Raw genomic sequence first — 20,801 nt, forward strand, 5'->3', positions numbered from 1 at the left:
CGATAGGTATCGCGCGTTTCTGTCATGTGACAGAAAATCGCCAGGTCTGTCTTTTCGCAGGTGGTGTGCGCCACCATCGAACTCATGGCGACACAACGGGCGGGGCGCCCGCGCCTGACCGAACAACGCAGGCCCGGTACGACCGCCCGAGATGAGATTCTGGACGCCGCGGGGGAACTGTTCACCACACGCGGCTATGCCAGCACGTCTACCCGGGCCATCGCGGCCGCCGTCGGGATCCGGCAGGCCTCGCTCTACCACTACTTCAAGACCAAGGACGAGCTGCTGTCGGCGCTGTTGCACCAGACCGTGACGCCGACACTCTATTTTCTGGCTGAGCTGCGCACCGCCGATCCGCCGCTGTCGCCTGCCCAGTCCCTCCATGCGCTGGCCGCTTTCGACGGCGCCCAGCTGCTGACCTCGCGGTGGAACCTCGGCGCGCTCTATCTCTTGCCGGAGCTGCGGGAGGCCCGGCTGGCGACCTTCTGGACCGAGCGCGAGCGGCTTCGCCTGGGTTATCTGGATCTGAGCCGGGCGATCCTGGCGGACACCGGCGTGCACGACGATGCCGCGGATCTACCGTTTCGGCTGGTCGAGTCGCTGGTCAACATGTGGTCGGGCCAACCCCGGCCTGACCGCGTCGCGTTGCCCCACCACGTCGCCGATGCGTGTCTGCGGGTTTTGGGGGTGACCGGCGAGACTCTGTCGGCGCTGGGCGACACCACCCGTGAGCGGCTGACCCGCTATACCGAGGATGCGCACCTGCAGGGTGTCGGCTGAAGAACAGTGCGCCCGTAGGATCGGTCCATGCCGTTGGCCGAGGGTGAGACGTTCGCCGGCTACACCATCCTGCGGTTGCTGGGCGTGGGCGGAATGGGTGAGGTCTACCTGGCCCAACATCCCCGGCTGCCGCGCCGGGACGCACTCAAGGTCCTACCCGCCTCGGTCAGCACCGACAGCGAGTTCCGGGCCCGCTTCGAGCGCGAGGCCGACATGGCCGCCACGCTGTGGCATCCCAACATCGTCGGCGTCCACGACCGTGGCGATGCCGACGGCCAGCTGTGGATCGCCATGGACTACGTCGACGGGACCGATGCCGCCGAACTGCTCCGCAGCCATCCCACCGGCCTGCCGCAGCGGGAGGTGCTCAACATCGTCACCGCGGTCGCCGAGGCCCTCGACTACGCCCACCAACGGCACCTGCTGCACCGCGACGTCAAGCCCGCCAACATCCTGCTGGGCCGCCAGGAATCCGGCGACCAGCGAATCATGTTGGCGGACTTCGGCATTGCCCGCTGGGCGAACGAGTCCAGCGGACTGACGCAGACGAACATGACGGTGGGTACCGTCTCCTACGCCGCACCCGAACAGCTGATGGGCCGCGACCTCGACGGGCGGGCCGACCAGTATGCGCTCGCCGCGACGGCCTACCACCTGCTGACGGGCTCACCGCCGTTCGCGCATTCCAACCCCGCCGTCGTCATCAGCCAGCACCTCAGTGCCGCGCCGCCGAGCCTGGCCGACCGGCGTCCCGAACTGGCCACGTTGGACTCGGCCCTGCGCAAGGCGATGGCGAAGGAGCCGGCCCAGCGCTTCGACCGCTGTGTGGACTTCGCCCGTGCCCTCGGCCACCACATCACCACACCGCTGTCCGGTGATCTCGGCACCGACCCGGAGTCCACCCGGACCACCCCCATCGCCGACGCCGCGCCGTCCGGTGCCGAACCGCACTCCGCGGGCCGCAAGTCCTGGCTGCGTCCCCGGGTCCTGTTGCCGGCACTGCTCGGGGTGCTTCTCGTGGTGGCCGTCGCGTTCGTCGCGGGCCGATTCCGCGGTGAGGACGTGGTGAGCTCGGAGATCCGAGACTCCGCGACGACGCGGGTACCCACCAGCAGTCTCGCGCCACCGCCCACCAGCACGCCGACCACCACGACGACAGCGACCACGCCGACGGCGGTGCCGACCGCCACCGCGACCGACACCAACACCGTGACGGTCGACCAGGCACCGGCAGCTGTCGTCGGGGCGCGCTGCGGCGAGCCCGGGGCCACCGGCACCACCGAAGACGGTGCCACCGTGTACTGCAGTCAGCTCCAATACACGAACCGCTACCTGTGGTCACGGCAGCAGAACGTCATTGCCAACCCGGTGCTGACAGCTCCGCCGGCCGTGGCGCCGCCGTCAGAGGACGAATCCCCGGTGCGCATCTGCATGGCCGAGACCGGCCACAGCCGGCTGCGGTGCGCCGAGGAAATCCTGCGCGGCAACGGCGGCTAGGTGTCGCGCGTGAGCACCGAGCCCGCCGACGACACCCCGCTGTGGCTGTTCGCCGACCAACTGGGACCGCGGGTCTACGGCGGCGAGCACGCACACCGGCCGGTGCTGCTGGTGGAGGCCACCTCGGCACTGCGCCGCCGCCGATTCCATCGCCAGAAGCTGCACCTGGTGCTGTCCGCACTTCGCCACGCCGCCGCCGACCTCGGTGAGCGCGCCACCCTGATGCGGGCCGAGAACTACACCGAGGCGCTGCGCCGCTACGGGCGCCCGGTTCTGGTGCACGAGCCGACGTCGTTCGCGGCGGCCGAATTCGTCGAACGGCTGCGGCGCGACGGACTGGTCGCCGACGTGCTTGCGACCCCCACGTTCGCGCTGGGCCGCAAGGACTTTCAGCACTGGGCCGGCTCCCGTACCCGGTTCCGGATGGAAGATTTCTATCGCGAACAGCGTCGCCGGTTCGACATCCTGATGGAAGGCTCGGAGCCGGTCGGCGGCCGGTGGAACTACGACACCGACAACCGTGAGTCACCACCGAAAGGCAGTGCGGCGCTCGACGTCGCAGCACCGTACCGGCCGCGGGAGGACGAAATCGACGCGGCGGTCCGCCGTGACCTCGACGCCATGGAATTGGACACCGTCGGGGTCGACGGCCCGAGGTTGTTCGCGGTCACCCCCACCGAGGCGCGCCGCGCGTTGACCCGGTTCATCGACGACCGGCTGCCCCTGTTCGGCCGCTACGAGGACGCCATGATGGGCGGGGACTGGGCGATGGCTCACTCGCTGCTGTCGGTTCCGATGAATCTGGGCGTACTCCACCCACTCGACGCGGTCCACGCCGCCGAGCAGTCCTACCGCGACGGCGCAGCCCCGCTGGCCGCAGTGGAGGGGTTCATCCGCCAGATCCTCGGCTGGCGCGAATACATGTGGCACCTGTACTGGCATCTAGGACCCGACTACGCCGACCACAACCGCCTCGATGCCCACACGCCGTTGCCGCAATGGTGGGCAGATCTCGATGCCGAGGCGGTGTCTGCCGAGTGCCTGCGCCAGGCGCTGGCCGGCGTCCGCGACCGCGGCTGGGTGCACCACATCCAGCGCCTCATGGTGCTGGGCAATCATGCCGTCGAACGCGGCTTTCGCCCCCGCGAGCTCAGCGACTGGTTCGCGACCGCGTTCGTCGACGGTTTCGCCTGGGTGATGCCGACGAACGTGATCGGGATGAGCCAGCACGCAGACGGTGGACTGCTCGCCACCAAGCCGTACGCCTCCGGCGGGGCCTACATCAACCGGATGAGCAACCACTGTGCCGACTGCCGGTTCGATCCCAAGAAGCGCCTGGGCGAGGACGCCTGCCCGTTCACAGCCGGCTACTGGGCCTTCGTCCACCGGCACCAGGATCTGCTGGCCTCGAACATGCGCACCGCGCGTTCGGTGTCGGCCATGAACAAACTCGGCGACCTAGAGGCGGTAATCGAACAGGAACGCCACCGCAGCGAGTTCTGAGGAAATGCGCGCTCAGTTCGGGTTCTTTTTTGCTAGGACTGCGTCACGCCGACCGACACCCGGCAGTCCTGAGCCGCAAGTTCCACAAGTCAGCCGGTTGACGGCAAAGACGCAGGGTAGCCACCTGGTGACCGATAAATTTGCTGTGGTATGACAATCTCAGCACGTTCTCAGGTAGATTCTTACCACCAGCGTTGAAACACCCAGAAGGGCAGACATGCAGATCTCGTTACGTTCGCAGCTCATCGCAGGAGTTGCGATGGTCGGCGCCAGCGCCATCGCGATTACCCCGATCACGCAGCCGAACGTTCTCCCGACGGTGCACGCTCCTGCCATCCAGAACGTGGTGTTCGACAATCCGTTCATCGTCTTCGGTCCCACGCTCGAGTTCGCGGTCGAAGACATCTCGTCGCTCATCTCCGGCGTCGTTGCCGACCCGCTCCCCATTGCGCGAACGGTGGCCGTCAACCAGATCGGTAACGTCACCAACCTGCTCGTCGCTGCCGGTGCGCTGGGCATCGGCGTCGGCGCCTCGCTGTGGAACATCCCGATGGCTGTCATCACCGCCACCACCGCACTGCTCAGCGGCAACGTTCAGGGCGCGATCACGGCCCTGCAGACCGCGCTGATCGAGCCGATTTCGATCGAACTCACCAACGTGACCATCCCGAAGATCACCGCGGTCGTCACCAACACGATCAACCACCTCACCGCGCTGGTGAATGTGCTGCCCACCGCGGTCCTGGGCATCATCAACGCAACGGTGAACTCGGTGACCGCGACCATCGCCGCGACTGTGGCCACCGGCCAGCAGATCGTGAACCAACTGACAGCGCTGAACCCCGAGGGCGTGTGGAACGCGGTGATCGACGGTGTGCTCGGCACGACGGGCATCCTGGACACCCTGCGTGCCACCACCATCGGCGGCGGGCCCACCAGCATCGCCACGGCGGTCGGTACGGCCGTCAACAGCATCAACGTGGCTGTCGGCGGGCCCGCGACACAGCTTCCCCAGCCCACCGCCGCGCTCGGCAGCGGCAAGGTGGCCGCCGCCGAGGCCACGACGCCGGAGCTGACCGCCACGACGGTCACCGAGAGCAGCACCGAAGCCGTCCGCGACTCGAACGGCACCGACAAGGCCGCCGACAGCGACGGCGCCACGGCGAAGACCGGCTCCACCGGCGGCAGCCGCCGCGCGGCCAAGCCCGGGACCACTGTGACATCGGCCAAGCCGGCCGCGAAGGTCGCCGACAGCGTCCGCGACGCGGTCAAGAGCGCGACGACACCGAAGAAGGATGCGCCCTCGTCCGACTCGTCGGAGTAAACACAAAGCTCAGGTGCCCCTCCGCATGGAGGGGCACCTGTTTTCATCCGGGTGAAACGTCCGGGCGGGGTCGCGACGATACATGTCGCAAGAGGGCGTCCCGCGCCGTTGCGGGCCGGCTTCCAGGTTGTTCACAGCTGTCACAACTGCGCTATGTTCGACCGGAGACACAGACGGAGGTTCCGTGAAGAAGCTCATCCTGGTGACTGCCGGTGCGGTTGCCGCGGCCTCAGCCGCCGCGGCCCTCGGCATGGGGGCCAGCAGCGCCGACCCGAACGCGGGCGGCACGCTCAACGTGCTCGGCGAGCCCTACTACAAGGCGGTCGCCATCCTGCACGCCCAGGGTGTCTCGACGGTGTTCGGCGGTTCGGTCGGCAGTGACGTCCAGCAGGCCAAGTGCGTCGTGCAGACTCAGAAGTATCTGGCCAGCGGCAAGATGCAGCTGATGCTCAATTGCACCAAGGCCGCGCAGCCGGAACAACCGGCCGCGACGTCGGTAGCCACTGCGCCCACCGAGGGCACTCAGGACGGTGGCGGAGCCCGCCCGACACCCGGTGCGCCCGGTGTCGTCACGGTCACGCCTACCCAGGTCGGCTAGCCCGGGCGGGTCAGTCGCCCTTGGGCTTCGTGATGCCCTCACTGGCGTAGAACTGCGCGTCCTCCTGCGTCGACAGCCCCATCGACACCACCGTGCGCGGGAACAGTACGTCGGTCAGATACGCCAGTCCGACCGCCCACCGGTTCACCAGCCGCGGCATGGCGTAGAGGTGATAGGAACGGGTGACGAACTTGGCCGGATATCCCGACAGTTGGATGTTCAGCGGGTTGGCCACCGCGTAGTGCGGCCCCAGGTCCACGACCAGACCCATGTTCCGGTGCCGGTAGTCCTTCGCCGTGCCGTAGCCGAGGCTGGCTGCGACGTTGCGCGCCAGCATCTTTCCCTGCCGGCCGGCATGCTGGGCGGTCGGCGGAGTGATCTCACCCGGGCGGGTCAGGTCGGGCACCGCGGCGGCGTCGCCGGCCGCGAAGACATCGGGGTGGCCGGGAACCTGTAGGCGGGCATCCACTTTCAGCCGGCCTTTCTCGGTGGCCAGGCCCAGGGTCTCGATCAGCGGCGCGGCGGTCACCCCGGTCACCCAGGCGACGGTCCGGGTGTTGACGCGCGAATCATCGCTGAGCACAACGCGATCGGCATGCACTTCCTTCAACGTCGTACCGAGGCGGACCTCGATCCCCCGTGCCCGTAACACCTCCATGGCAGCGTTGCCGAGCTTCTCGCCGACTTCGGGCATGACCTGCTCGGCGAGGTCGAGCAGCAGGAAACGCACCGAGTCGGGGTCGAAGCCGCTCTGTTGGGCGGCGGCGTCGGCCAGGGCGCGCAACTGGGCGATCAGCTCGGTGCCCGAGTAGGACGCGCCCACCACCACGACGGTGCGCCTGCCGGCCGCCGTGGCGGGGTCGTCGTCGATGGTGGCCAGTTCGAGCTGCTTGAGCACGTGGTCGCGCAGGTAGAGCGCCTCAGCGGTCGACTTCAGCCCGCGGGCGTGGGCGGCCAGTCCCGGGATGTCGAAGAGCCTCGTCACCGAACCGGGAGTCAGCACCAGCCGGTCCCAGCTCAGTTCGTGGCTGCGCTCCTCGGGATCGGTGTAGACCAGCGTGCGGGCGGCCAGATCGGCCTTCTCGACGCGGCCCCGAATGGCCCGAACGCCGCGCAGCGTGCCCGCCAGCGGGATGGTGACGAAGCGCGCGTCGATCAGGCCGCCTGCCACGTCGGGAAGCAGCGGCGTATAGAGCATGTAGTCCACGGGCGACACGATCGTCACCTGGACGTCGGCGCTTCGGCGCCGCAGCTCGCGGGCCAGGCGCCGCGCACACTCGAACCCGGTGAAACCGCTGCCAACTACCACCACCGACGTCATCGCGCAGGCGCATACCCGCGCGACCGCATCACAAACCTGGGCAGCTGTTGCGTCCGGTGGACATCGCCGAGCAGGATGGAACGTCTTATGGCGCGATCGGTGGGTCCTGCTCGCTGGGATCTCCTGCGGCCGCTGGACATGCTGTCCTCGGTGTGGTCGTCGGCAGTCGCGTTGCCGCCGGTGAGTTCGGGCGCGGCGGTGGCGTACCGGACGTTGTTCACCACGGTCAGGCGTCTGGTGGTCGGCCGGACATTGACGGTGCGGCTCGACAGCGGCGATATGACGTTGACGGTCACCGAGCTCGAATCCCGCCTCGACATCCGCCGCCTGGCGGTCGGCCAGCTCAATGACGTACACCTCGCCGCTACCGAGATCAGCTGGGGACAAAGAACTTTCAAGGACGTCCGGCTGGTGTTGCGCAACGTGCACGTGCGGCCGGGTGTCCCGCCGGTATTGGTGGCGGCGCCGGTCGATCTCACCCTCGACATGTCGTCGCAGACCCTCGGCGACGTGCTGGGGGTCGCCTTCCCCCGGCTTGCCGGGCATGTCGGGGACGACGGGGTGGCGTGGCTGACGTGGGCGCGCAGGCCGGGAGCCGGCGGGGTCGAGGTCGAGGTCGTGGTGGACGGCACCACGCTGTTGCTGCATCCGCGAGCGGTCCGCGTGGGTCGGCGGCGCTGGCGGCTGCCGGCTCGCATTCCGGCCTACCCGGTGCGGCTACCGGACCTGGGTGGCGGTCTCACGCTGACGGGCATCAGCCTCGGTCCGGGCACGGTGAACCTGTCCGGCAGCCTGCCCGAGTGGCGCGCGGAGATTCCCCGGACCCGGGTCGAGGACGTTCTCACCCAGCTGGCTGCGGTCGGCCGGCCATTGAATCTGTCCCGGCGGCGCCGCGACTGATCGCCGCCGTTCGAAGCGGCGGACCGCCAGTGCCACGGCTCCGGCCAGCGCCCACCCCAGCAGGATGTCCACCACGTAGTGCTCGGCGGAATACACCAGCGCGAAGGCCATCACGGCCACGTAGGCCGCCAGCACCGGCCGCCACCAGCGGGGCACCCGGGTCCACAGGAACGCCGCGATCATCACCGACAGGCCCGCGTGCAGCGACGGGATCGCGGCCACCAGGTTCACGCTGGCCTGACCTTCGTCGAGCAACGCCCGGGCGACGTCGAGGTGCAAAGTGTTGAACCCGCGCGTGGAGATGCGCTCCACCCAGTCGCGTGCCCCCTCGTTCAGCACACCCACCGGACCCAGCAGGCCACCGTCGGCGGCCGGTCCGGGCCGGAACATGCATGGTGGGCCGGCGGGGCCGCCTGCGACGTCGGCCGGCTGGCAGCGTGCCGCCGCCCAAGGCGGCGCGGCAGGCAGCACCGCGTAAATGGCCAGCGCCGCGAATGACAGCACCACGAACCGCCGGACGAAGGCTTTCCACACGTCGCGGTCGCGCAACCACAGCGCCCCGGCCACCGCGTAGGGAAGGATGAAGAACGACATGTAGACGGTGCTCACGACCACTTCCCACCACGGCGGGGTGGGCATCTTCAGTCGCTCCTGCAGCCAGACGGTCGGCACCGATCCGAAGAACATCCGCCGGTCCACCTCGGCCTGCCATGCCCACTGGGTGGGGGTGCCGATCAGGTCGGCCGCTCCCCTGCTCAGGTCGTAGACCAGCAGCACCACAGCGAACGGCAACCAGTCGCGTATCACCAGCAGGACCTGGCGCCTGCCGATGCTGGCGGCCAACAGCCCGGTGCAGATGTAGAGCAGGATCAGCTCGCGGTTGAATGCCAAACCTGTTGTGCTGGTTCGGAATACGACCACCGACACCCAGACCGCTATGGCCACGCGGCGCAGCACCGTCAGCCGGCGGTCACCCACGGTGGCGGGCTCTGTCGCGGTCATCGACTACCACTTAAGCGGGTCACCGCCGTGGATTACCCCGGATTCGCGAAACTTTGCGTTCGCGCGGTGTTCACCTGGTGGAGGGTCGGCTCAGCTCACGTCCCATGCCGAGGCCACCGCGTCGGCGACATCGATGACCTTCGCCTGCTGGGTTCCGGGGCTGTCGATCTCATCGGCGACGTAGGCCGCCACAAAGCGCCGGATCTCGGTGTCGACGCCGGCGACGATACGCAGGATCTCCCCGCGCACCGATGTTGAGGTGACGTGAACGGCGATATCGGATGGGCGCGGTTTGGCCACATCGATGACGAGCAGCAGTGGCTCGGCGGCCCTGGCGGTGGCCCGCAACGCGATGTCGCCGTCGACGGTGAAGCGTTGCTTGTCCACGCGCAGGTCGACGATGAGTTCGATTACCAGCGGTATCCGGATGCTGAACGTGATGGTGTCACCGACGTTGCGCCGCACGATCGGCTGCTGAATCCGCACTTTGGCGGTGACTTTGGCCAGGCCGGCGGGCCCCTGGGCCATCGGGCCCATTTCGAACTCGCCACCTGCGATCTCGGCGAGCGCAGCCGCCACACGTTCCTCGGTCACTGCGACGTCGAAGAACCGACGGCCGAACTCCTCGTAGGTGACGAAGTTGTGCGTGTGCATAGGCCTCTACGTTCTCACGTCCAATGGCGACGCAAGAGCGCGGACCGGTAACAGTTCGGTCGTGTCAGCCGTCGCTGTAACGCCCGGTGCTCTGCGCAGCACCCACTGGGGGAACCGATCACTAGGAGGTCATCTCAGATGAAGCGCACCATCCGTACCTATGCCGCCGGCGCCGCGGCTGCCGTGCTGGTGCTGGCGGGTCCGGTTATCCCGTCGGCACACGCCATCACCATGCCGGCGGATTCCACCTACGTCACCGATACGGCCGCCGCCGGCACCGAGCCCATGACGCTGGCCGTCACCGTCGACAACGATCAGGTCGTCGCCTATGCCACCAACGGCACCACCGAAGAGGCCTGGTTCTTCGGCACCCAGAACGGCGGCAAGGTCGACATGATGTCGATGTACGCCGACCGCATCCAGGCCGCCTACGACGGCACGACATTGCGTGGCACGCTGACCATGAACGGTGAGCAGACTCCCTACCCGTTCACCGCAGCGGCCGCCGCCGCTCCCGCCGGCATCTACACCGCCACCATGAACGGCGCGCGCGCCTCCTGGGTGGTCCGGCCCGATCGGAGCGCAACCGGCGTCATGGACAACAGCGCACCCGGTGACCACAAGATCACCGACCAGATCGCCGCCCAGCAGCAGCAATACCAGGATCAGGTCCGCCAGATGCGCATCGACCAGCAGATGCAACAGGCCCCGCCGATGCAGTACGGCACCTGGACGGCGATGATGCACGACGTTCCGGTCACCGCCACCCGCGTCACAGGGAACATGCGCTTCTAAGCACTCCGATTATGTTTTCCTGCAGTCGAAGTCGGTGACTCTTGGTTAGAGTTCGCATGACTTCGACTGCGGGGAACAGATGCCGGCCGACGACGAGAGCCATACCGAGTCACCACTGCGCAGGGTCATCACCGGCGCCTCGATCGGCAATGCCGTGGAGTGGTATGACTTCGCCATCTACGGGTTCCTCGCCACGATCATTTCGGTGAAGTTCTTCCCACCCGGCAACGAGACGGCCGCGCTGCTGAGCACGTTCGCGATCTTCGCGGCGGCGTTCTTCTTCCGGCCGCTGGGCGGTTTCTTCTTCGGCCCGCTCGGTGACCGGATCGGCCGACAACGGGTGCTCGCGATCGTGATCCTGCTGATGTCGGGCTCGACGCTGGCGATCGGTCTTCTGCCCACCTTCAGCACGGCAGGTGTGCTGGCCCCGTTCGGTCTGCTACTCCTGCGTTGCCTGCAGGGGTTCTCCGCCGGTGGTGAATATGGCGGTGGCGCATGCTATCTCGCCGAATTCGCCCCGGATCGCCGCCGGGGACTGGTGGTCGCATTTCTGGTGTGGTCGGCGGTGCTGGGCTTCCTGCTGGGATCGGTGACTGTGACGCTGTTGCAGACACTGCTGCCGTCAGGAGCCATGGAGAGCTACGGGTGGCGGATCCCGTTCCTGTTAGCCGCCCCGTTGGGTCTGGTGGGCCTGTACATCCGCTTGCGCCTCGAAGACACCCCGGCCTTCGAGGCCCTGTCGGAGTCCGACACGGTCGCCGCGTCACCCCTGAAGGAGGCGGTCACCACGGCGTGGGCACCGATCCTGCAGGTGATCGGCCTGATGATCATCCACAATGTGGGCTTCTACGTGGTATTCACCTATCTGCCAACATATTTCATCAAGACACTGAAGTTCACCAAGTCCGAGTCGTTCATCTCGATCACGCTGGCCAGCCTGGTCGCGCTGGTGCTGATCCTGCCGTTGGGCGCGCTGTCGGATCGCATCGGCCGCAGACCGCTGCTCATCGCGGGTGCCGCCGCATTCGCGGTGTTGTCCTATCCGGCGTTCCTGCTGCTGAACTCGGGATCGCTGACCAACGCGGTGCTGGCGCACTGCCTGCTGGGTGCCATCGAGGCGGTGTTCGTCTCGGCGTCGCTGGTGGCCGCCACCGAACTGTTCGCCACCCGGGTCCGCTACAGCGGCCTGTCCGTGGGCTACAACGTCTCGGTGGCGGTGTTCGGCGGTACCACCCCGTATGTGGTCACTCTGCTGGCCGCTCGCACCGGCAACGACTACGCAGCCGGGCTCTACGTCGTGATCGCCGCCGTGGTGTCGCTGCTGACCGTTTTGACGCTGCGGGAGACCGCCGCCAAACCACTGGTGGCAGCGGGCCTTACAGCTCCAGCATCACGGTGACCGGGCCGTCGTTGATCAGCTCCACAGCCATGTCGGCACCGAACACTCCGGTGGCCACCTGGGCACCCAGTTCGCGCAGCGTATCGGTGAACACCCTCACCAGCGGTTCGGCCACCGCGCCGGGGGCCGCGGCATTCCACGTCGGCCGCCGCCCCTTGACCGTGTTGGCGTACAACGTGAACTGACTGACCACGAGAATCGGGGCACCGACGTCGGAGGCTGAGCGCTCGTCGTCGAGAATCCGCAATTGCCAGAGTTTTTCAGCCAGTCGCGCAGCGATCGCCGCGGTGTCGGAGTGGGTGACACCGACCAGTGCCACCAGGCCGTGACGCTCCGGCCGGATCTCCCCGACCACCTCGCCAGCCACCGACACCGACGCCGACGTCACCCGCTGCACCAACACCCGCATGGGCGCCGATGCTAGCCCTTACTCCCCGGACCCGGCCGGTGCGTACCCCAGGATCGCCTTGGTCTCCAGGAAGTCCTCGAAACCTTCTTCGCCCCACTCGCGGCCGTTGCCACTGGTCTTGTACCCACCGAACGGGGCCTTGATGTCGAAGGCATGGTTGATCGTGACGGCGCCGGCCCGGATGCGCCGGGCCAGCGCCCGTGCCTGATCCAGGTCGGCACCGGAGACGTAGCCGTACAGGCCGTAATCGGTGTCGTTGCCGATCTCGACGGCCTGATCGAGGTCGTCGTAGGCCAGGATGCACAGCACCGGGCCGAAGATCTCCTCGCGGGCGATTGTCATCTGGTTGTTCACGTCGGCGAACACGGTCGGGCGCACGTAGTAACCGGTGTCCACGCCCTCGGGACGTCCCGGGCCGCCGGCGACCACCGTGGCCCCCTCCTCGATGCCCTTCTCGATCAGGCCCTGCACCTTGTCGAACTGCACCCGGGAGGCCACCGGCCCGATGGCCGAACTGTCGGACAGGTCGCCCACCTTGACACCTTCGGCGGTCGCCTTGGCCACTGCCATCGCCTCGTCCAGCCGCGTCTTGGGCACCAGCATCCGCGACGGCGCATTACAGCTCTGCCCGGAGTTCATCATCATCACCGCGACGCCGGCGGCCACACTCTGGCCGAAGGCGTCGTCGTCGAGCACGATGTTCGGGCTCTTGCCGCCGAGCTCCTGGCTGACCCGCTTCACGGTCGGGGCGGCATTGCGTGCCACCTCGATGCCGGCCCGCGTCGACCCGGTGAACGACACCATGTCGATATCGGGATGGCTGGACAGCGCGGCGCCCACGCCGGGCCCGTCGCCGAACACCAGGTTGTAGACGCCGGCGGGAAGACCCGCGGCGTCGATGATCTCGGTGAAGATCTGCCCCGAGAACGGGGCCACCTCAGAGGGCTTGAGCACCATGGTGCAGCCGGCGGCCAGCGCCGGGAACACCTTGCAGGCGATCTGGTTGATGGGCCAGTTCCAGGGGGTGATCAAACCGCACACCCCGATCGGTTCCTTGGTCACCAGCGACTCGCCGCGCTGCTCTTCGAAGCGGTAGTTCTTCAGCACGTCGATGGCGGTCGCCAGGTGACCGAGCCCCATCATGACCTGGGGGCCGGCCGCCAGCGAGGGCGGTGCGCCCATCTCCTCGTGGACTGCGTCGGCGAGATCCTTGGTCCGCTTCTGGTACTGGTCGAGGATCGCCTGCAGCACGTCGAGGCGGTCCTCCTTGGAGGTCACCGACCAGCTGCCGAAAGCGGTGCGGGCGGCCTTGACCGCCTTGTCCACATCCGCGCTGGAGCCCAGAGCAATCTGTCCGCCCACCTGCTCGGTGGTCGGATTGTCGACGTCGAGTGTCCGCAACTCGACCGGGTCGACCCACTGTCCCTCGATGTAGAACTTCAGATAATCGCGCATGGGCTGATCCTCTCTCACTGTGTGCCTTCGGCGTACCAGGTTCGGAAACGGTCATACTTCGGCATCTCTTCGGAGTTGGCCTTCGGGTCGATACACACGTGCACCACGCCCACCTTCCCGCTGGCATAGGCGCGGGCGATCGCCGGGCCGATCTCCTCGTCCTTCTCGACGTACTCGCCATGGCAGCCGAAGCCCTCGGCGATCGTGTCCATCCGGACGTCCTTGCTCCAATGCACGCCCGGCTGCGGGGACGGCTGTTCAAACGTGCGCTTGTAGACACCCACCTCCAGGCCCCATTGGTGGTCGACACCCACCACGCACACCAGCGGCAGGTTCAGCCGCGCCGCGGTCTCCAACTCCGCGATGTGGAACAGGAACGCCGAGTCACTGGTGAGCAACATGACCGGACGCTGACCGCCCTCGGCGACCGAGGCGCCGACCGCGTAGGGCAGCCCGGTGCCGAGGTGGCCGAAGTTCTGGTTCCAGATGACGTCGCGCGGTTTGGTCTGCGAGTAGGTCCACTGAAAGATCACCGTCGCGCCGCCGTCGCGCACCATGATGCCGTCGTCGAGTTCGTCGAACGCCTTCGTGGCCTCGACCACGAAACGTGCCGGGTGCACCGGGGTGCGCCCGCTCGGGGCCTCCTCGGCGACTCGCACCAGTTCGGCGGCGTCGGTCTTGATCAACGACTCCAGGTTGGCCGACGGGGTACGCGGGGTGTCGCGCAGTGCCTGCACGAGTTGCGGCACCACACCGCGCAGATCGCCGACCAACGCCACGTCGACGGGCCGGTTCACACCGATGGCGGTCGGATCCTGTTCGACGTACACCCATCTGCGGTTCGCATCGTTGGCGGCCCAATGCTGGGTGCGGCCGTAGTGCATGGGCTCGCCGAGTTCGGTGCCCAGCGCGAGGCACAGATCGGATTCCTCGACGGCCTCGTTGGCGGCCGGCGAGAACAGGTACGGGAACGTCCGGTCCTGCAGTCCCGGAATGAACGACGTGCCGCCGGAGGTCTGGATCACCGGACAGCCCATCAGCTCGGCCAGTTCCTTGACGTGCTGCTGGGTGCGGGAGGTGTGCACGCCGTGGCCGACCAGCAGCACCGGGCTGCGGGCCGCGCGGATCAGGGCGGCGGCCTCGGCGACCTCGCGCGCACCCGCGCCCTGGTCGACCAGCCGGTAACGGCTGGGCGGCGGCGCATCGGGCACGTCGAGTTCTTCGAGGATGACGTGGGACGGGAACTCGACGTAGGACGGCCCCGGGGTGCCCGACATCGCCTGACGGATGGCCTCGTGGACGATCTCGTCGGTCTGGTCGGCGTACTCGATGGAGCTGTGGAACTTCACCGACGCCGCGAAAAGTGGCTCCTGCTGGACGAATTGGATGCGGCCGCGCCGCACCCGGCGTTCGGTGATGCGGGCCCGCTGCCCACCGAGGAAGATCACCGGCGAGTTCTCGACGAGTGCACACTGGATCGCTCCGGCCATGTTGGCCATGCCCGGTCCGAGCGTCCCGATGCACAGGCCCGGCTTGCCCGTCATCCGCGAAGCCGCCTCGGCCATGAATCCGGCGCTGAGTTCGTGGTGCGGCGCCACCACCGACCAGCCGCGGGCGTCGGCTTCGGTGAACATGTGCACGAAGTTGGGGTCGGGAATCCCGAAGAGGGTGTTGACACCCTCGGCCTCGAACAGGTCCAGGATCCGCTTGTACACCGGCACAGCCATCGTCATTGTCTCCAGTTCTCGTAACGCTCTGCGAGTTGTTTGCGGTGTGCTGCCGGGGATCCGAACAGCGAACGATTGAGCGCGGCCCGCTTGAGGTAGACGTGAATGCCGCTCTCCCAGGTGTATCCGATGCCGCCGTGCAGCTGCATCGCCTTACCGGCCACCTCTACAGCGCTGCCGCAGGCATGCGCCGTGGCCATCAGCACCGCGGTACCGGCGCGGGGGCCGCCCGCGGCGAGCGCCTCGACGGCGTCGTCGACCAAGCGCCGGCTCACGGTCACCGCCACCAGCATGTCGGCGCAGGCGTGCTTGACCGCCTGGAAGGAGCCGATGGCGCGGCCGAACTGTTCGCGCACCCGCACGTAGGAGACGGTCGCGTCCAGCATCGCCTGGGCCAGTCCCAGGCTGTCGCAGGCGATCGCGAGGCGGGCGCGGTCCAGCAGTGCGGCGGCGGCTTCGGTGTTTATGGCCCACACCGCCGACTCGTCCACCGCGACGGCGTTCGCGGACACGATTGCCAGACTGCGGGTTTCGTCGAGAACCGGTTGGCGCTGTACGTCGAGCGCGCCTGTGGGGACGCGGACGACCACCAGTTGATCGCGGGGACCGGTGGCCAGCAGCAGCAGGTCGTCGGCGTCTGTTGCATCAGGCACGAACTCGGCGCGGCCGCTCACCGTCGCACCGTCGAAGCGGAACCGGGGCACCGTGCTCCCATCCGTGGGCAGTGCCACCGCGGCGCGGATCTGCCCTGCCACCAGCTCGCTCAACAGTTGGTCACGAGAATCGCCGGGCTGCAGCGCATTCAGTGCGCCGACACTGAGCACCGCACCGCCGAGGTAAGCCGTCGAGGCGGCGGCCCTGCCCATCTCGTCGAGAACCACGGCCACTTCGGCGAAGGTCGCCCCTGCTCCCCCGCAGTGTTCCGGCGCTTCCAGGCCGATCCAGCCGGCCTGCACCAGCAGCGGCCAGTCGAGGCGCTCTTTGGCCAGCAGATCGTGTGCCACCGAACGCAGTTCGTCGTGCAGGTCGCCGTAGCCGGTCATCAGAGCGCGCTCGGTTCCCGCGGCAGGCCCAGGCCCCGCTCGGCGATGATGGTGCGCTGGATCTCGCTGGTGCCGCCCGGAATGGTCCACTCCCAGGACCCGATGAAGTCCAGCATCCACGACCCCGACTCCCAGCCGCTGGACGCCGGCTTGGTCAGGTGTGTCTGCCCGGCCAGCCCGCCGATCTCGGCACCGAAGTCAGTCATCCGTTGCAGCAGTTCGCTGTAGTACAGCTTGACGATCGAGGGGTCGGCCGCACCGACGGTGCCCGCCTCGCCGGCCGCCACGACATCGCGGCACAGCCCGCGCAGGCCAGTCACCTCGATCTCGAACTGCGCCAGCCGATCTCGCACCACGGCATCGTCGAGCGGGCGGTGCCCGTCGGCTCCGGTGCGGGCACACTCGTGCACCAGCCAACCGAAGCCGGCATTGCCCAGCCGCTCGGCCAACTCCAGCATCGTCATCCCGCGCTCGGCACCGAGCGTGGCCTGGGCGACCTGCCAGCCGCGGTTCTCCTCGCCGACCAGATTGGCCGCCGGGATCCGCACGTCGTTGAGGAAGATCTCGCAGAAGTGCGAGTCGCCGACCGCGTTGCGGATCGGCCTCACATCGATACCAGGTGTGGTCATGTCCAGCAGGAAGTAGCTGATGCCTTGGCGCTTGGGGGCCTCGGGATCGGTGCGGGCCAGCAGCAGACACCAGTCGGCGTGCATACCGCCGCTGGCCCAGAGCTTCTGGCCGTTGACCACGTAGTGCTCGCCGTCGCGCCGGGCGGTGGTGCGCAGTGCGGCCAGATCGGATCCGGCCTCGGGTTCGGAGAAGCCCTGGACCCAGATCTCACCGTCGAGAATGGCAGGCAGATGGCGGCGGCGCTGCTCGTCGGTGCCGGCGACGAGCAATGTCGATGCCGCGTGGTGAATTCCGACGAACGCCAGCACCAGGCGTGGGGCGTCGTGGGCGGCCAGTTCGGAGTAGAGCACGATCTGCTGGTCGACCGGCATGCCGCCACCCCACTGTGCCGGCCAGTGCGGCACGGCGTATCCGGCCCGGTGCAGTTCGGCGAACGATGCCTTCTGGAAGGCGACGAACTCCTCGTCGCTCGCCCCGGTCTGAGTGGCGCGCCAGTCGGCGGGCACGTGGGTGCGACACCACTGCCGCACGCTGGCGCGGAAATGATCGAGGTCGGCCGTCATGAGTACAACCCGGTCAGGCCACGCCGGCCCACCCGCTGGGTCAACTGCTGCCGGGTGGCCGACAGGCCGAACGGCAGACGTCGCAGCGGCTGGCTGTAGCGCGACAGCCACGACAGGGTGGTCTCGTCGCAGAAACCGACCGCGCCGTGCAATTGGTGGCACACCCGGAAGACGACCTCGGCGGCCTCGATCGCGGCCAGTCGCAGCGCCAGCGCGTCGTCGACGTCGAGGCTCCACAGCGCATGTTTGGCGAGCACCTCGAGGCCGCTATGTTCCACCTCGGCGTCGGTGAGCTGGAACTGCACACCCTGAAACGACGACAGCGGCTGACCGAACTGTTTGCGCAAGGTGACGTGGGCGATCGTCAACTCGATGGCACGGTCCAGCATTCCGAGCAGCGTCCAGCACGGCAGCATCAGCGCGAGGGCCACATCGCCGGCACCGGCAGCGTCGATCTCGGTCAGTTGCAACGCCACCGTGAAGGCGGGCCCAGTCGCCGCGGTGGCCACTGCTGCGCTGCGCGCCCCGTCGAGTGTGACTGCGGCCCAACGGGTCTCTAGACCTGCGATCGCGCCTTCCGGCGCCGCGGCAGAGACGACGATCAACCCGTCGACATCGAGATCGGCGGGCCGGGCCAGCCGCTCGGCGAGCGGGTACGGGAGTGCCCAGTAACCGGCGCTGCGGCACAGGGCCGCGGCGGCCTCTAGCGAGTCGGAGTCGGCGCGCGGGTCGAGGTCCCAGGCGCCGAGTTCGGCGAGCACCGGGGCGACCAGCGCTTCGCGATCCGACGGCTTTGCCTCGGCCTGCTGCACCAGCAGGTCGCCGCCGGCGGATTCGAAGGCGCGCAGCGCTTGGCGGCCGTATTCGGTTGCGTCCTCGGAGAGTTCGAGGTTCATCGCCTGGCCCCTCCGAGCAGAGCCCGCGACATCAGGATCCGTTGCATCTCGATGCTGCCGGATGCCACCGTCGCCGACTGCGAGTACCGCCAGTGGTCCTCGACCTCGCTCCGGTAGTAGGCGGTTGGCGCGTCGTCGCGCGGCACGGTGGCGATGATCTCCATCAGGACCTCGGCGCTGTCCTGGTCCAGCTTCGTGACCGCGATGCGGTATCCGGCGGCGTCCGCGGGCTGGATGCGCCCGGCACTCTGCAGCGACACCACCCGGTAGGCCAGCAGCCGGGCCCGCCGGCAGTGCATCAGCATGCGGGTCCAGCGGCCGCGCAGTTCCTCGTGCAGCTGCTCCCAACGGTCCCCCAGCGCTTCGGGCGCCAGCATCAGAAGCCGTTCGCAGCGGGCATATCTGGCGATCCCCACCCGCTCGAAGGACAGCACGTCCTGCACGATCGACCAGCCGCCGTCGATCGTGCCCAGCACGTCGGCGTCGGTGACCCGCAGGTCGTCGAAGAACACCTCGTTGAGGTGATGCGGGCCCATCATCGACCGGATCGGGCGCACCTGGATGGCCGGGTCGCTCATCGGCACCAGGAAGATCGTCAAGCCCTGCTGCTTCTTCTCCCCTTTCGAGGTACGCGCCAGCAGGAAACACCACTGCGCCATGGTGGCGTAGGAGGTCCAGATCTTCTGCCCGCTGATCAGCCACCCATCGCCATCTCTGCGCGCCGTGGTGCGCAGCGACGCCAGATCCGAGCCGGCCTCCGGTTCGGAGAAGCCCTGGCACCAGATGACCTCGCCGGCGGCGATCGGCGGCAGGTGCTTGCGCTGTTGTTCTGAGGTGCCGTAGCGCATCACGGTGGGTCCGACCCAGTTGACACCCATGTACTGGGCGCCGCGCGGCTCGTGGTGAGCCCACATCTCCTCGCGCACCACCGTCTGCTCCCACACCGAGGCGCCGCGCCCGCCGTACTCCTGCGGCCACGCCAGGCACAGCATTCCGTCGCTCGCCAGGGTTCGGCAGAACCGTTGAGCCGCTTCGAGATCGGCGGGGTCGTCGGTGAACGCACCCATGAAGCCCTCGGGCACGTGCTCTGTCACCAGCGACCGCAGCTGGGTGCGCAGGGCGGCCGCCGCCGGGCCCATGTCGAAGTCCAGGCTCATCGGCTTTCCGCCTCGGCGAGGTTCAGCTCGGCCAGGCCCAGTTCTTTGAGCACCTCAGCGGTGTCGGCGCCCAGCAACGGAGCCGGACCGGACACTCTGCCGGGTGTACGGGAGAACCAGGTCGGCACGCCGGGCATCCGGACCGCCCCGTGCGGTGTCTGCACGGTCTCGAAAAAGCCGACGGCGTTGAGGTGTTCGTTGTCGAACAGGTCTTCGGGGGTGTTCAGGGGCGCCGCCGGGATCTCCAGGTCGACGAACAGCGTGAGCCACTCGTCGGTGGTGCGCTCGGTCATCGTCTGCGCCAGCAGCGAGTAGATGGTGTCGATCTCGGCAGCGCGCGCGGGCAGCGTCGCGAACCGTTCGTCGTTCCACGCCGGCTGCACCGCGTTGATGAAGCCCGCCCAGTGCTTGTCGTTGTAGATCAGCGCCGAGATGTAGCCGTCTTTGGTGCGATACGGCTTACGGTTGGGTGCGATGGTGCGGTGATACAGCGCCGGGCCCAGCGGCGGATCGAACATCGCCCCGTTGGCGTGTTCGACAAGCATGAACGACGCCATGGTTTCGAACATCGCGACTTCGACTTCCTGGCCCTCACCGGTGCGCTCGCGGTGGAACAGCGCCATGGTCGTGGCGTACACCGCGGTCAGGCCGGCGACCTTGTCGGCGACGATCGTCGCGACGTAGTTGGCCTCCCCGGTCAACTCCTTCTGCACGGCAGGCAGGCCGCACTCGGCCTGGATGGTGTCGTCGTAGGCCGGGCGGTCACGCTCGGGCCCGCGGTGGCCGTAGCCGTAGCAGTTGGTGTAGACGATTCCCGGGTTGATGGCGGAAACGTCGTCGTAGCCGAAGCCCAGCTTCGTGATCGCCTTGGCCCGCATGGAGTGGATGAAGACGTCGGCATCGGCGATCAGCGCCCGCAGCGCGGCCTTGCCGTCGTCGGTGCGCAGGTTGAGTACGACGCTGCGCTTGCCGCGGTTGACGTTGACGAACACCCCGCTCATGCCGGGTGCCGGGCCGACGGAGACGTAGCGGGTGTCGTCGCCCTGCGGCGGTTCGATCTTGATGACGTCGGCGCCCATGTCGGCCAGGATCTGCGTGCAGTACGGACCCATCACCATCGCGGTCAGGTCCACCACCCGCACCCCCGC

The 20,801-nt window shown here is 68.0% G+C and carries 18 protein-coding genes and 2 pseudogenes; 8 read left to right on the plus strand and 12 right to left on the minus strand.

From position 1 onward, the window contains the following. The first annotated feature begins 84 nt into the window (after positions 1-84). The 5 genes from OG976_RS01360 to OG976_RS01380 all read left to right on the plus strand — a co-directional run bounded on the left by OG976_RS01360 (position 85) and on the right by OG976_RS01380 (position 5,702). Complete coding sequence (locus OG976_RS01360; RefSeq protein ID WP_328356860.1) at positions 85-780, plus strand: TetR/AcrR family transcriptional regulator; 696 nt, start codon at positions 85-87, stop codon at positions 778-780. Positions 781-807: 27 nt separating this feature from the next. Next, positions 808-2,277 (plus strand): serine/threonine-protein kinase, encoded by a 1,470-nt coding sequence (locus tag OG976_RS01365; RefSeq protein WP_328356862.1) that lies wholly within the window; start codon positions 808-810, stop codon positions 2,275-2,277. 9 nt (positions 2,278-2,286) lie between these two features. Next, positions 2,287-3,780, plus strand: coding sequence for a cryptochrome/photolyase family protein (locus tag OG976_RS01370; protein ID WP_328356864.1), 1,494 nt, complete (start codon positions 2,287-2,289; stop codon positions 3,778-3,780). Between the two features lie 259 nt (positions 3,781-4,039). After that, the gene (locus tag OG976_RS01375; protein WP_328356866.1) at positions 4,040-5,104 is read left to right on the plus strand and encodes a hypothetical protein; all 1,065 of its coding nucleotides are present in this window, start codon (positions 4,040-4,042) and stop codon (positions 5,102-5,104) included. A 184-nt stretch (positions 5,105-5,288) separates the two neighbouring features. After that, a complete protein-coding gene (locus tag OG976_RS01380; RefSeq protein WP_328356868.1) occupies positions 5,289-5,702 on the plus strand; it encodes a hypothetical protein in 414 nt (137 codons plus the stop codon). Between the two features lie 10 nt (positions 5,703-5,712). On the opposite strand, the gene OG976_RS01385 is transcribed toward OG976_RS01380, so the two are convergent. After that, positions 5,713-7,023, minus strand: coding sequence for an NAD(P)/FAD-dependent oxidoreductase (locus tag OG976_RS01385; RefSeq protein WP_328356871.1), 1,311 nt, complete (start codon positions 7,021-7,023; stop codon positions 5,713-5,715). 87 nt (positions 7,024-7,110) lie between these two features. Here OG976_RS01385 and OG976_RS01390 point away from each other — a divergent pair, with 87 nt between their 5' ends. Beyond that, on the plus strand, positions 7,111-7,923 hold the full coding sequence (locus OG976_RS01390; RefSeq protein ID WP_328356874.1) for a hypothetical protein: 813 nt from the start codon (positions 7,111-7,113) through the stop codon (positions 7,921-7,923). On the opposite strand, the pseudogene OG976_RS01395 reads toward OG976_RS01390, so the two are convergent. Together OG976_RS01395 and OG976_RS01400 are read right to left on the minus strand one after the other, a co-directional pair. Continuing rightward, positions 7,924-8,925 (minus strand): annotated as a pseudogene (locus tag OG976_RS01395) (phosphatase PAP2 family protein); the annotation flags it as partial. Positions 8,926-9,015: 90 nt separating this feature from the next. Beyond that, entirely contained in the window at positions 9,016-9,579 is a 564-nt protein-coding gene (locus OG976_RS01400) for a hypothetical protein (RefSeq protein ID WP_328356877.1), read from the minus strand. A 138-nt stretch (positions 9,580-9,717) separates the two neighbouring features. On the opposite strand from OG976_RS01400, the gene OG976_RS01405 reads away from it, so the two are divergent. Next, positions 9,718-10,374 (plus strand): hypothetical protein, encoded by a 657-nt coding sequence (locus OG976_RS01405; RefSeq protein WP_328356880.1) that lies wholly within the window; start codon positions 9,718-9,720, stop codon positions 10,372-10,374. A 79-nt stretch (positions 10,375-10,453) separates the two neighbouring features. Next, positions 10,454-11,773: an MFS transporter gene (locus OG976_RS01410; RefSeq protein WP_328356882.1), complete on the plus strand. Its 1,320-nt coding sequence runs from the start codon at positions 10,454-10,456 to the stop codon at positions 11,771-11,773. On the opposite strand, the gene dtd is transcribed toward OG976_RS01410, so the two are convergent. The 9 genes and pseudogenes from dtd to OG976_RS01450 form a co-directional block, all read right to left on the minus strand. After that, positions 11,751-12,182, minus strand: coding sequence for a D-aminoacyl-tRNA deacylase (gene dtd, locus OG976_RS01415; protein ID WP_328356885.1), 432 nt, complete (start codon positions 12,180-12,182; stop codon positions 11,751-11,753). The two genes, OG976_RS01410 and dtd, sit on opposite strands and share 23 nt — an antisense overlap. 18 nt (positions 12,183-12,200) lie before the next feature. Continuing rightward, complete coding sequence (locus OG976_RS01420) at positions 12,201-13,637, minus strand: aldehyde dehydrogenase family protein (RefSeq protein ID WP_328356888.1); 1,437 nt, start codon at positions 13,635-13,637, stop codon at positions 12,201-12,203. Between the two features lie 14 nt (positions 13,638-13,651). Next, the gene (locus OG976_RS01425) at positions 13,652-15,364 is read right to left on the minus strand and encodes a thiamine pyrophosphate-binding protein (RefSeq protein ID WP_328363034.1); all 1,713 of its coding nucleotides are present in this window, start codon (positions 15,362-15,364) and stop codon (positions 13,652-13,654) included. 2 nt (positions 15,365-15,366) lie between these two features. Then, positions 15,367-16,188: an acyl-CoA dehydrogenase family protein gene (locus OG976_RS01430; protein ID WP_442930483.1), complete on the minus strand. Its 822-nt coding sequence runs from the start codon at positions 16,186-16,188 to the stop codon at positions 15,367-15,369. Further along, a pseudogene (locus OG976_RS26795) lies at positions 16,177-16,407 on the minus strand (acyl-CoA dehydrogenase family protein); the annotation flags it as partial. The pseudogene OG976_RS26795 and the gene OG976_RS01430, both read right to left, overlap by 12 nt. Further along, entirely contained in the window at positions 16,407-17,600 is a 1,194-nt protein-coding gene (locus OG976_RS01435; RefSeq protein WP_328356894.1) for an acyl-CoA dehydrogenase family protein, read from the minus strand. The pseudogene OG976_RS26795 and the gene OG976_RS01435, both read right to left, overlap by 1 nt. Continuing rightward, on the minus strand, positions 17,597-18,496 hold the full coding sequence (locus tag OG976_RS01440) for an acyl-CoA dehydrogenase family protein (RefSeq protein ID WP_328356897.1): 900 nt from the start codon (positions 18,494-18,496) through the stop codon (positions 17,597-17,599). The genes OG976_RS01435 and OG976_RS01440 overlap by 4 nt, the downstream gene beginning before the upstream one ends. Then, the gene (locus OG976_RS01445; RefSeq protein WP_328356900.1) at positions 18,493-19,653 is read right to left on the minus strand and encodes an acyl-CoA dehydrogenase family protein; all 1,161 of its coding nucleotides are present in this window, start codon (positions 19,651-19,653) and stop codon (positions 18,493-18,495) included. Before OG976_RS01445 ends, OG976_RS01440 begins: the two co-directional genes overlap by 4 nt. Next, on the minus strand, positions 19,650-20,771 hold the full coding sequence (locus tag OG976_RS01450; protein ID WP_328363037.1) for a CaiB/BaiF CoA transferase family protein: 1,122 nt from the start codon (positions 20,769-20,771) through the stop codon (positions 19,650-19,652). The genes OG976_RS01445 and OG976_RS01450 overlap by 4 nt, the downstream gene beginning before the upstream one ends. Between the last annotated feature and the right edge of the window lie 30 nt (positions 20,772-20,801).

This window comes from Mycobacterium sp. NBC_00419 (assembly GCF_036023875.1).
Lineage (GTDB): Bacteria > Actinomycetota > Actinomycetes > Mycobacteriales > Mycobacteriaceae > Mycobacterium.

Bases quoted from the DNA above. Each gene is read 5' to 3' on its own strand.
- dtd (WP_328356885.1), bottom strand. From the start codon at position 12,182: ATGCGGGTGTTGGTGCAGCGGGTGACGTCGGCGTCGGTGTCGGTGGCT.
- OG976_RS01440 (WP_328356897.1), bottom strand. From the start codon at position 18,496: ATGAACCTCGAACTCTCCGAGGACGCAACCGAATACGGCCGCCAAGCG.
- OG976_RS01450 (WP_328363037.1), bottom strand. From the start codon at position 20,771: ATGGTGATGGGTCCGTACTGCACGCAGATCCTGGCCGACATGGGCGCC.
- OG976_RS01365 (WP_328356862.1), top strand. From the start codon at position 808: ATGCCGTTGGCCGAGGGTGAGACGTTCGCCGGCTACACCATCCTGCGG.
- OG976_RS01375 (WP_328356866.1), top strand. From the start codon at position 4,040: ATGGTCGGCGCCAGCGCCATCGCGATTACCCCGATCACGCAGCCGAAC.
- OG976_RS01390 (WP_328356874.1), top strand. From the start codon at position 7,111: ATGGCGCGATCGGTGGGTCCTGCTCGCTGGGATCTCCTGCGGCCGCTG.
- OG976_RS01400 (WP_328356877.1), bottom strand. From the start codon at position 9,579: ATGCACACGCACAACTTCGTCACCTACGAGGAGTTCGGCCGTCGGTTC.
- OG976_RS01420 (WP_328356888.1), bottom strand. From the start codon at position 13,637: ATGCGCGATTATCTGAAGTTCTACATCGAGGGACAGTGGGTCGACCCG.
- OG976_RS01360 (WP_328356860.1), top strand. From the start codon at position 85: ATGGCGACACAACGGGCGGGGCGCCCGCGCCTGACCGAACAACGCAGG.
- OG976_RS01385 (WP_328356871.1), bottom strand. From the start codon at position 7,023: ATGACGTCGGTGGTGGTAGTTGGCAGCGGTTTCACCGGGTTCGAGTGT.
- OG976_RS01435 (WP_328356894.1), bottom strand. From the start codon at position 17,600: ATGACGGCCGACCTCGATCATTTCCGCGCCAGCGTGCGGCAGTGGTGT.
- OG976_RS01410 (WP_328356882.1), top strand. From the start codon at position 10,454: ATGCCGGCCGACGACGAGAGCCATACCGAGTCACCACTGCGCAGGGTC.
- OG976_RS01425 (WP_328363034.1), bottom strand. From the start codon at position 15,364: ATGGCTGTGCCGGTGTACAAGCGGATCCTGGACCTGTTCGAGGCCGAG.
- OG976_RS01445 (WP_328356900.1), bottom strand. From the start codon at position 19,653: ATGAGCCTGGACTTCGACATGGGCCCGGCGGCGGCCGCCCTGCGCACC.
- OG976_RS01405 (WP_328356880.1), top strand. From the start codon at position 9,718: ATGAAGCGCACCATCCGTACCTATGCCGCCGGCGCCGCGGCTGCCGTG.